This is a genomic window from Streptococcus sp. 9.1 (assembly GCF_016648815.1).
Classification (GTDB): Bacteria; Bacillota; Bacilli; order Lactobacillales; family Streptococcaceae; genus Streptococcus; species Streptococcus salivarius_E.
Genome location: NZ_JACLQS010000002.1, coordinates 205360 through 214421 on the forward strand (window position 1 = coordinate 205360; position 9062 = coordinate 214421).

Consider the following 9062-nt stretch of genomic DNA (forward strand, 5'->3'; position numbering starts at 1 on the left):
AAGTTTGGTTATATATGTTTTTTGAACAACTTCCCCAACAACTAGTCAATGGTATCATCTTGGGTAGTATCTATGCCCTACTTGCCCTTGGATATACCATGGTTTATGGGATTATCAAATTGATTAACTTTGCTCATGGAGACATCTATATGATGGGTGCCTTCGTTGGTTACTATGCGATTAATAGCCTCGGAATGAATTTCTGGGTTGCCCTTGTCTTTGCTATGCTTGTCTGTGCGATTTTAGGGGTTGTCATTGAGTTCTTGGCTTATCGCCCACTCCGTAATTCGACACGTATTTCTGCCTTGATTACGGCTATTGGTGTCTCATTCTTCCTTGAGTACATCATGGTTCTCTTTGTAGGTGCAGATACACGTTCATTCCCTCAAAAGATTGCAATTAAGACTTATCATCTTGGATCAATCTCTGTAACAAATGTGCAATTGCTTATCTTGGTAGTTGCCCTTGTCCTTATGGTTGCTCTTCAATTGATTGTTAAAAAGACTAAGATGGGTAAAGCTATGCGTGCCGTATCTGTAGACAGTGATGCCGCTGAATTGATGGGTATTAATGTTAATAATACTATCAGCTTCACTTTTGCTCTTGGATCATCACTAGCAGGGGCAGCGGGTGTCCTTATTGGTCTTTACTATAACTCTATCGAACCTCTTATGGGTATGACACCAGGTATTAAAGCCTTTGTTGCTGCCGTTCTTGGTGGTATCGGTATTATCCCTGGTGCAGCACTTGGTGGATTTGTTATCGGTATTTTGGAGACATTATCAACTGCAATTGGTTTGTCAAGTTACCGTGATGCCATCGTTTATGGTGTCTTGATCGTTATCCTTTTGGTTCGCCCAGCGGGTATCCTCGGTAAAAATGTGAAAGAGAAGGTGTAAGACATGAAGAAAAATCTAAAAGTAAACCTTATTTGGTTTGGTCTTATCATTGGGCTCTTCCTTATCTTGAAAGGTCTTGAACTTTCAGGTATCATGAACCTTTACTACATCCAAATCTTAATGGGGATTGGAATCTCAATCCTTATGGGACTTGGTACTAACTTGGTTCTTGGTTTCTCAGGGCAATTTACACTTGGTCAAGCTGGTTTCATGGCAATTGGTGCCTATTCATCAGCTATCATCACTGGTATGATGCCAACATATGACGGTTTCTACCTCTCAATGGTTGTCGGTGTCATCATCGCAGCTATTGTTGCCCTTATCTTTGGTCTACCTACCCTTCGTTTGAAAGGTGACTACCTTGCCATTGCAACTCTTGGTATGGCTGAAATCATCCGTATCATTATCGTTAATGGTGGTGAATTGACCAATGGTGCCGCTGGTTTGACAGGTATCCTTCCCTATACTAGTTGGCCTGTAATTTATTTCTTTGTGGTAATCATTACCATTTTGGTGCTTAATTTCTTACGTTCAGCAACTGGACGTCAAGCAATCACTCTTCGTGAAGATGAAATTGCTGCTGAGTCAATGGGTGTTAATGTCACAAAAATGAAGGTTCTTATCTTTGTTATTGGTGCCATGATTTCAGCGATTGCTGGTTCACTTTATGTCAGCTACATCGGTACAGTCGTGCCGAAAGACTTCACCATCATGAAATCAATTGATTACCTTATCATTGCCGTTCTTGGTGGTCTTGGATCAATCACAGGTACTATCATTGCCGCTGTTGTTCTTGGTATTATCAACATGTTCCTACAAAATGTTTCAAACCTTCGTATGATTATTTACGCCTTGGCTTTGATTCTTGTAATGCTCTTCCGTCCAGGTGGACTTCTTGGAACAAAAGAACTCTATCTCTCAAAATTCTTCAATAAATCTAAGGAGGGCAAATAAAATGGCACTTCTTGAAGTTAAAAATCTGACTAAAAACTTCGGTGGTTTGACTGCCGTTGGTGATGTTTCAATGGAACTCAATGAAGGTGAGTTGGTTGGGCTTATCGGACCAAATGGCGCTGGTAAAACAACCTTGTTTAACCTTTTGACAGGTGTCTATGAGCCAAGTGAAGGGACTGTTATACTTGATGGTACAGTCCTAAACGGTAAAGCACCTTATAAAATCGCTTCACTCGGTTTGTCACGTACTTTCCAAAATATCCGTCTTTTCAAAGACATGACTGTACTTGAAAACGTTCTTGTTGGTTTATCAAATAAGCAACCTTCAAATTTCTTTGCATCTCTTTTGCGTTTGCCTAAGTACTATTCAAGTGAAGAAGAGTTAAAAGCAAAAGCTATGAAACTGTTGGCTATCTTCAACTTGGATGGTGAGGCAGATACACTTGCGAAAAACTTGGCTTACGGACAACAACGTCATTTGGAGATTGTTCGTGCACTTGCAACAGAACCAAAAATTCTTTTCCTTGATGAACCAGCTGCGGGTATGAACCCACAAGAAACAGCTGAATTGACTGCTCATATTCGTCAAATTCAAAAAGACTTCGGAATTACCATCATCTTGATTGAGCACGATATGAGTTTGGTCATGGATGTTACTGAGCGTATCTATGTTTTGGAATATGGACGCTTGATTGCCGAAGGAACACCTGATGAAATTAAGAATAACAAACGCGTTATTGAAGCTTACTTGGGAGGTGAAGCATAATGGCAATGTTGAAAGTTGAAAATCTCTCAATTAAATATGGATCGATCGAAGCTGTAAAAAACGTCAGCTTTGAAGTTAATGAAGGTGAAGTCGTAACTCTTATCGGAGCTAACGGTGCAGGTAAGACATCAATTCTTCGTACCATCTCAGGTCTTGTTCGTCCAACTGAGGGAACCATTTCTTATCTTGGAAACGACATCCACAAAACACCAGCACGTAAGATTGTTGCCGAAGGTTTGGCTCAAGTACCTGAGGGACGTCATGTATTTGCAGGATTAACCGTAATGGAAAATCTTGAAATGGGAGCTTTCCTTCATACAAATAAAGAAGAGAACGCAGCTCTCTTGAAAAAAGTCTTCCAACGTTTCCCACGTCTAGAAGAACGTAAGAATCAAGATGCAGCGACACTTTCTGGTGGTGAGCAACAAATGCTTGCAATGGGTCGTGCCCTTATGAGTCGTCCAAAACTTTTGCTTTTGGATGAACCTTCAATGGGACTTGCTCCAATCTTTATTCAAGAAATTTTTGATATTATCGAAGATATTAAGGCGCAAGGAACTACAGTTCTTTTGATTGAACAAAATGCCAATAAGGCTTTGTCAATTGCTGATCGCGGTTATGTTCTTGAAACTGGTAAAGTAGTTCTTTCAGGTACTGGTGAAGAACTTCTTGCATCAGATGAAGTTCGTAAAGCCTATCTTGGAGGATAAGAAAAAGCGCCCGAGGGCGTTTTTCTATCGTCTTATGCTGATTGTAAAATACTAATTTTTCAGTAAAATATTGCAATCGGTTTCAATTAGTGTGGTATAATACAAGTAAGAAATCATTCGGAGGAAAATGAAACATGGCAGTAAAAGATTTTATGACGAAACGTGTAGTTTATGTCTCACCAGAAACAACAGTTGCAGCAGCTGCAGATATTATGCGTGATAAAGGTTTGCGCCGTTTGCCAGTAATTGAACACGATAAACTTGTTGGGCTTGTTACAGAAGGTACAATGGCGGAGGCCTCACCATCAAAAGCAACAAGCTTGTCAATTTATGAAATGAATTATCTCCTTAATAAGACAAAAGTAGGAGATATCATGATCAAGAATGTCCTTACTGTTTCCAAATATGCTAGCCTTGAGGATGCAATCTATATCATGCTTCAAAATAAGGTTGGAGTCCTTCCAGTTGTGGACAATGACCAAATTTCAGGAATTATCACAGATAAAGATGTCTTTCGTGCTTTCTTGGAAATTTCTGGTTATGGTCAAGCTGGAATTCGTATTGGGTTGGAAGTTACAGATACTCCACGTGTTTTGGAAAAAATTGCGAACCTTATTGCTAGTGAGAATCTCAACATCGAACGTACAATTGTTGCCCCTAAAAATGACACTGTACTTCGTGTTGAACTTCAAGTTGAAGGAGAGATTGGGATTGAACAACTCAAGAAGGTTTTTGTAGAAGCAGGATTTACAGTTACTGAAATTGCAGAAACAGAAGCAAAAGAGTTAGACTAATAACAAGGATAAAAAAACAGAAAGTTTGTAGGAACAGTTCAGTGGAAATGAGATTAAAATCCTTACTTTTTCTAGTAATTGATGAACTACAGGCTTAACTTTATACAATAAAAAGAGGCTAGAGCATTATGCTCCAGCTTCTTTTTTATTAGTCTTGAAAATCGTAAAGTGTTGTAGAGAGGTAGCGCTCACCATTGTCAGGCAAGAGTGTCAAGACTTTTTTGCCTTCGCCAAGCTCAGCGGCAACCTTTAGGGCAGCAGCAATAGCAGCACCTGATGAGATACCAGCTAGGAAACCTTCTTGGCTACCCAATGTACGTGATGTTGCGATAGCTTCATCAGAAGGAATACGCACAACACTGTCATATGATTTTGTATCCAATGTGTCAGGAATGAAACCAGTTGAGATACCTTGGATTTTGTGTGGTCCTGGTTTATCACCATTCAAGACAGCAGATTCGTCAGCTTCGATACCATAAACCTTGATATTTGGATTGGCAGCCTTAAGGGTTTTTGAAACACCTGAAATAGTACCACCAGTACCGATACCAGCAACAAAAGCATCCAAACCTTCTGCACCAAAATCTTCAAGAATTTCTTGGCCAGTTGTAGCCGCATGAACAGCTGGGTTTGATGGGTTAGCAAATTGAAGAGGTACCCAACCATTGCGTTCAGCAGCAACTTCTTTAGCCTTAGCAATTGCACCCTTCATTCCTTCGCTACCAGGAGTCAAAACAAGCTCAGCTCCATAAGCTTGGATGATTTTACGACGTTCAACACTCATTGTATCAGGCATTACGATAACAACTTTATAGCCTTTAGCAGCACCGACCCAAGCAAGACCGATACCAGTGTTACCTGAAGTTGGTTCAACAATGGTATCACCAGGTTTAATCGTACCAGCCTTTTCAGCATCTTCAATCATACGAAGAGCAATACGGTCTTTTACTGAAGAACCAGGGTTGAATGCTTCGAGTTTAACGTAAACATCTGCTGATCCTTCTGGAACAATAGAGTTAAGTTTAATAACAGGTGTTTTTCCAACAAGTTCGGTAATTGAGTTGTAAATTGTCATATTTAAAATCCTCTTAATCTTTGATTGATGGTTCTAAGTATACGACGGTAGGGCCAACTTGTAAAATACATCTTCTTTATCACTGTGATAACGTTTGACTATCAGATAGGAATTTCAACGATTTTCTTTCCAGATTTTTCATAAGTAACTTTCCCTTGATAGAATTCGGTTAGTTCCTGACCGAGTCTTTCAATCTCAGACTCTTCGACAAATAAAGTAGTAGAAACATCTGATAAGAAAGTTGTATCAAATTCTTGGAGTCCTTCTTTTTCAAGGAAGTTGGAAAAGACTTGGTATTGAGAGTAGGTTAACTCTACGGTTAGTCCTGTTAATTCCTTGACTTCAACTCGGCCAATCTCTTCAATAGCATGAGCAACGCTACCAGAGTAAGCTCGGATAAGACCACCTGCCCCAAGCTTGATTCCTCCAAAATAACGAGTCACAACTGCTACGACATTAGTAAGACCTTGTTTTTCTAGAACAGTAAGCATAGGAACCCCAGCTGTTCCAGAAGGTTCACCATCATCACTGGAACGCTTAATTTGGCCATCATCACCAACGATTATTGCAGAGCAAGAATGATTGGCCTTGTGATGCTGTTTCTTAATCTGAGCGATATATTCTCTTCCTTCTTCCTCACGGCTGATACGTTTCAAGTGACAAATAAAACGAGATTTTTTTATTTCTTCTTCAACGATTCCATCGTTGGCAATAGTTTTGTAATCCATAAAAAAATTTTATCATAAAAAGATGAATTCAAACATATTTTCGAATAGAAAGATATGGTACCTAAAGAATATTATGGACGACTATTTACGAAAGAGCAGTTGCCAGTGAACTATCACCCAGAGGCTTTAACATTAGAAGGTATGATAAAGGTCGATAAACAACTTAGATGTAAAAGATGTTACAGTTGGATAGAGGAAGATTGGCAATTACCGGGAGGTCAGTATTATTGTAGAGCATGTATTGTCTTTGGTAGAAACCAAGAAGGAAAAGAACTTTATTATTTTCCTTCCAAAACATCAGAAATTGAATTTCCTGTTTTGAAGTGGTTTGGAGAACTGACTCCCTATCAAGCTAAGGTCTCAGAGAAACTTTTGAGAACTTATCAAAAACAGAAAGATAGTCTCGTACATGCTGTGACCGGTGCTGGTAAGACAGAAATGATTTATAACATCGTTGCCTATGTTCTGGAAAATAAAGGTCATGTAGCTATCGCAAGTCCTCGGGTTGATGTTTGTCGAGAACTATTTCTACGTATGAAAAGGGATTTTACTTGTAGTATTTCCCTGCTTCATGCTGAGAGTGAACCATATGATGGTAGTCCGCTTGTAATAGCTACCACACATCAACTACTAAAGTTTTACCAGAGTTTTGACTTAGTTATTGTAGATGAAGTAGACGCATATCCCTTTGTAGGAAATGTCATGTTAAATCATGCTGTAGAACAGGCGAAGACCGAAACCGGTCGATTTATTTACTTAACAGCGACTTCAACATTATCTTTAGAAGAGCAAGTTCGACTTGGGACTTTAGAAAAGCATCACCTTGCTAGACGTTTCCATGGAAATCCTTTAGTACTTCCTAAACTCTTCTGGCAGGGCAGATTACAAAAATCTCTGACAAGAGGCAAGCTTCCAAGACCTCTTCTTTATCAGATTAAAAAGCAACGTAAATCAAAATTTCCTCTATTAATCTTCTTTCCAAATATAGCGATAGGTGAAAAGTTTACAAGTATTCTACAAAAATATCTTCCAGATGAAAAAATGGCCTTTGTTTCCTCAAAAAGCGAGAAGCGTTCAACTATCGTAGAGAAGTTCCGAAAAAAAGAACTGTCTATCTTAGTGACAACAACTATCCTCGAACGTGGTGTAACCTTTCCACAAGTAGATGTTTTTGTTTGTATGGCAAATCATCACTTATATACTAGTTCGAGTCTTATTCAGATTGGAGGTCGAGTTGGAAGATCACCAGATAGACCGACAGGAAAGCTTTATTTCTTTCATGAAGGACTATCCAAATCAATGCTTCGGTGTCGAGAAGAGATAAAGGTTATGAATAAAAAAGGAGGGTTTAACAATGAAGTGTCTGCTATGTAATGATTGGATTGAATCAGTACCAAAATTAAGAGACCTCATTATGTTTAACCAAAGAAAAGAGTACTCTTGCCGATCTTGTAAACATCAGTTTAAAAACCTCTCAAAAGAAAGATGTCAAAATTGTAATAAAGAGTTATATGGAGATACTTGTATTGATTGTAAACTTTGGATGAAAAAAGGCTATATTCCTAAGCACCTTGCTATTTATCGATATGAAGAAAATATGAAAGAGTATTTTAGTCGCTATAAATTTATGGGAGACTATTGTCTTAGAAAAATATTTCAACAAGATATTAAAAACAACTTAAAACCATTTTTGAAGAAAGGTTATACCATAGTGCCAGTCCCATTATCGGAAGAACGCTTGGCAGAAAGAGGATTCAACCAAGTTGAGGGATTGATAGAGGGAATTCCCTATCGGGATATCTTTGAGAAAAGAGATATTGAGAAGCAATCCTTAAAAACACGCGAGGAGCGTCTAAGTCAAGATAATGCTTTCTGTCTCAAGGAAGGTATAAATCTACCAGATAAGATTATTATAGTGGATGATATCTATACAACGGGTTCCACTTTATATCAGATGGTTCAACTGTTAGAAGGTATAGGTATTAAAGAAGTTTTGACCTTTTCACTAGCTAGATAATAAAATCCTTGCAAATTTTCATGAAAAGGATATAATAAAGATAAAGAAAACGCTAACAAGCGAGAAAGAGGTCTTTTATGATTAAATATAGTATCCGTGGCGAAAACATCGAAGTAACTGAAGCACTTCGTGACTATGTTGAAAGTAAACTTAGCAAAGTTGAAAAATACTTCAACGAAGACCAAGAATTGAATGCACGTGTAAATCTTAAGGTTTATCGCGAAAAGACAGCTAAAGTAGAGGTTACTATTCCAACAGGTTCTGTAACACTAAGAGCAGAAGATGTTTCGCAAGATATGTATGGTTCTATTGACCTAGTGGTTGATAAGATTGAAAGACAAATCCGTAAAAACAAAACAAAAATTGCACGTAAGCATCGTGAAAAAGTTCCAACAGGAGAAGTATTCTCAGCTGATTTTAATAACGAACAAGTTGAAGAAGCACCAGCTGTTGAAGTTGTAAGAACTAAAAACATTGAGTTGAAACCAATGGATGTTGAAGAAGCCATCCTTCAAATGGAATTGTTGGGTCATGACTTCTTTATCTATACTGATAGCGAAGATCATACAACTAATGTTCTCTATAAACGAGAAGACGGTAACTACGGTCTGATTGAAGCTAAATAATAAAAAAGGGAAGTAGGTTGAGAAACGTGCTTCCTTTATTTTTTTGAAAAAACCTATTGACAATAACTAAATTGGGTGTTAAGATATAAAAGTTGTCTTAACAGACTTGCCACAAACTTGAAAAGGTTCCAAAACTTTAAAAAAGTTATTGACAAGATAAGTCAGAGATGATATTATAAATAAGCTGCTTCGAGAGAGGCGGCGAACACGAGAAGTAAAAAAACTTCAAAAAAGTGTTGACAAGTTATTCTAGATTTGCTAGAATATAGGAGTTGTCTTAAGAGAGACAAAGACCTTTGAGAACTGAATAAGAAACCAAGTGCAGGGTTATGATAGAAGAAATTATAACCTGTCAATTTACAAGAATAAATCGTCAGAAGACGAAAATGAGTTAACGCTCGAACAATTATTAAAGATTTTAATGAGAGTTTGATCCTGGCTCAGGACGAACGCTGGCGGCGTGCCTAATACATGCAAGTAGAACGCTGAAGAG

At 38.2% G+C, this 9062-nt stretch carries 10 protein-coding genes and 1 rRNA gene; 9 read left to right on the forward strand and 2 right to left on the reverse strand.

The genetic code is table 11. From position 1 onward, the window contains the following. Nucleotides 1-14: 14 nt before the first annotated feature. From H7T93_RS03180 to H7T93_RS03200, 5 genes are all read left to right on the forward strand, one after another. Nucleotides 15-899 (forward strand): branched-chain amino acid ABC transporter permease, encoded by an 885-nt coding sequence (locus H7T93_RS03180; RefSeq protein WP_002883743.1) that lies wholly within the window; start codon nt 15-17, stop codon nt 897-899. Between the two features lie 3 nt (nt 900-902). Beyond that, nucleotides 903-1853, forward strand: a complete 951-nt coding sequence (locus H7T93_RS03185) for a branched-chain amino acid ABC transporter permease (protein ID WP_002883720.1) — start codon at nt 903-905, stop codon at nt 1851-1853. 1 nt (nt 1854) lies between these two features. Then, the gene (locus H7T93_RS03190) at nt 1855-2619 is read left to right on the forward strand and encodes an ABC transporter ATP-binding protein (RefSeq protein ID WP_021143582.1); all 765 of its coding nucleotides are present in this window, start codon (nt 1855-1857) and stop codon (nt 2617-2619) included. Next, nucleotides 2619-3329, forward strand: a complete 711-nt coding sequence (locus H7T93_RS03195; RefSeq protein WP_002883761.1) for an ABC transporter ATP-binding protein — start codon at nt 2619-2621, stop codon at nt 3327-3329. Before H7T93_RS03190 ends, H7T93_RS03195 begins: the two co-directional genes overlap by 1 nt. A 134-nt stretch (nt 3330-3463) precedes the next feature. Further along, entirely contained in the window at nt 3464-4123 is a 660-nt protein-coding gene (locus H7T93_RS03200; RefSeq protein ID WP_002890017.1) for a CBS and ACT domain-containing protein, read from the forward strand. Nucleotides 4124-4271: 148 nt separating this feature from the next. On the opposite strand, the gene cysK is transcribed toward H7T93_RS03200, so the two are convergent. Then, nucleotides 4272-5198, reverse strand: coding sequence for a cysteine synthase A (gene cysK, locus H7T93_RS03205; RefSeq protein ID WP_002883742.1), 927 nt, complete (start codon nt 5196-5198; stop codon nt 4272-4274). A gap of 101 nt (nt 5199-5299) precedes the next feature. Beyond that, nucleotides 5300-5926 (reverse strand): YigZ family protein, encoded by a 627-nt coding sequence (locus tag H7T93_RS03210; RefSeq protein ID WP_021143583.1) that lies wholly within the window; start codon nt 5924-5926, stop codon nt 5300-5302. Between the two features lie 54 nt (nt 5927-5980). On the opposite strand from H7T93_RS03210, the gene H7T93_RS03215 reads away from it, so the two are divergent. The 4 genes from H7T93_RS03215 to H7T93_RS03230 form a co-directional block, all read left to right on the forward strand. Further along, the gene (locus H7T93_RS03215) at nt 5981-7300 is read left to right on the forward strand and encodes a DEAD/DEAH box helicase (protein WP_048790260.1); all 1320 of its coding nucleotides are present in this window, start codon (nt 5981-5983) and stop codon (nt 7298-7300) included. Continuing rightward, nucleotides 7281-7943 carry a ComF family protein gene (locus H7T93_RS03220; RefSeq protein ID WP_048790261.1) on the forward strand — a complete coding sequence of 221 codons (663 nt, stop codon included), beginning with the start codon at nt 7281-7283 and terminating at the stop codon, nt 7941-7943. The genes H7T93_RS03215 and H7T93_RS03220 overlap by 20 nt, the downstream gene beginning before the upstream one ends. A 77-nt stretch (nt 7944-8020) precedes the next feature. Next, the gene (gene hpf, locus H7T93_RS03225; protein WP_002883786.1) at nt 8021-8569 is read left to right on the forward strand and encodes a ribosome hibernation-promoting factor, HPF/YfiA family; all 549 of its coding nucleotides are present in this window, start codon (nt 8021-8023) and stop codon (nt 8567-8569) included. A 417-nt stretch (nt 8570-8986) separates the two neighbouring features. Next, nucleotides 8987-9062, forward strand: a 16S ribosomal RNA gene (locus tag H7T93_RS03230); the annotation flags it as partial.

Excerpts from the sequence above, each read along its gene's own strand:
- H7T93_RS03180 (WP_002883743.1), top strand. The coding sequence starts at position 15 with ATGTTTTTTGAACAACTTCCCCAACAACTAGTCAATGGTATCATCTTG.
- cysK (WP_002883742.1), bottom strand. The coding sequence starts at position 5,198 with ATGACAATTTACAACTCAATTACCGAACTTGTTGGAAAAACACCTGTT.
- H7T93_RS03215 (WP_048790260.1), top strand. The coding sequence starts at position 5,981 with ATGGTACCTAAAGAATATTATGGACGACTATTTACGAAAGAGCAGTTG.
- H7T93_RS03220 (WP_048790261.1), top strand. The coding sequence starts at position 7,281 with ATGAAGTGTCTGCTATGTAATGATTGGATTGAATCAGTACCAAAATTA.
- H7T93_RS03185 (WP_002883720.1), top strand. The coding sequence starts at position 903 with ATGAAGAAAAATCTAAAAGTAAACCTTATTTGGTTTGGTCTTATCATT.
- hpf (WP_002883786.1), top strand. The coding sequence starts at position 8,021 with ATGATTAAATATAGTATCCGTGGCGAAAACATCGAAGTAACTGAAGCA.
- H7T93_RS03195 (WP_002883761.1), top strand. The coding sequence starts at position 2,619 with ATGGCAATGTTGAAAGTTGAAAATCTCTCAATTAAATATGGATCGATC.
- H7T93_RS03190 (WP_021143582.1), top strand. The coding sequence starts at position 1,855 with ATGGCACTTCTTGAAGTTAAAAATCTGACTAAAAACTTCGGTGGTTTG.
- H7T93_RS03210 (WP_021143583.1), bottom strand. The coding sequence starts at position 5,926 with ATGGATTACAAAACTATTGCCAACGATGGAATCGTTGAAGAAGAAATA.
- H7T93_RS03200 (WP_002890017.1), top strand. The coding sequence starts at position 3,464 with ATGGCAGTAAAAGATTTTATGACGAAACGTGTAGTTTATGTCTCACCA.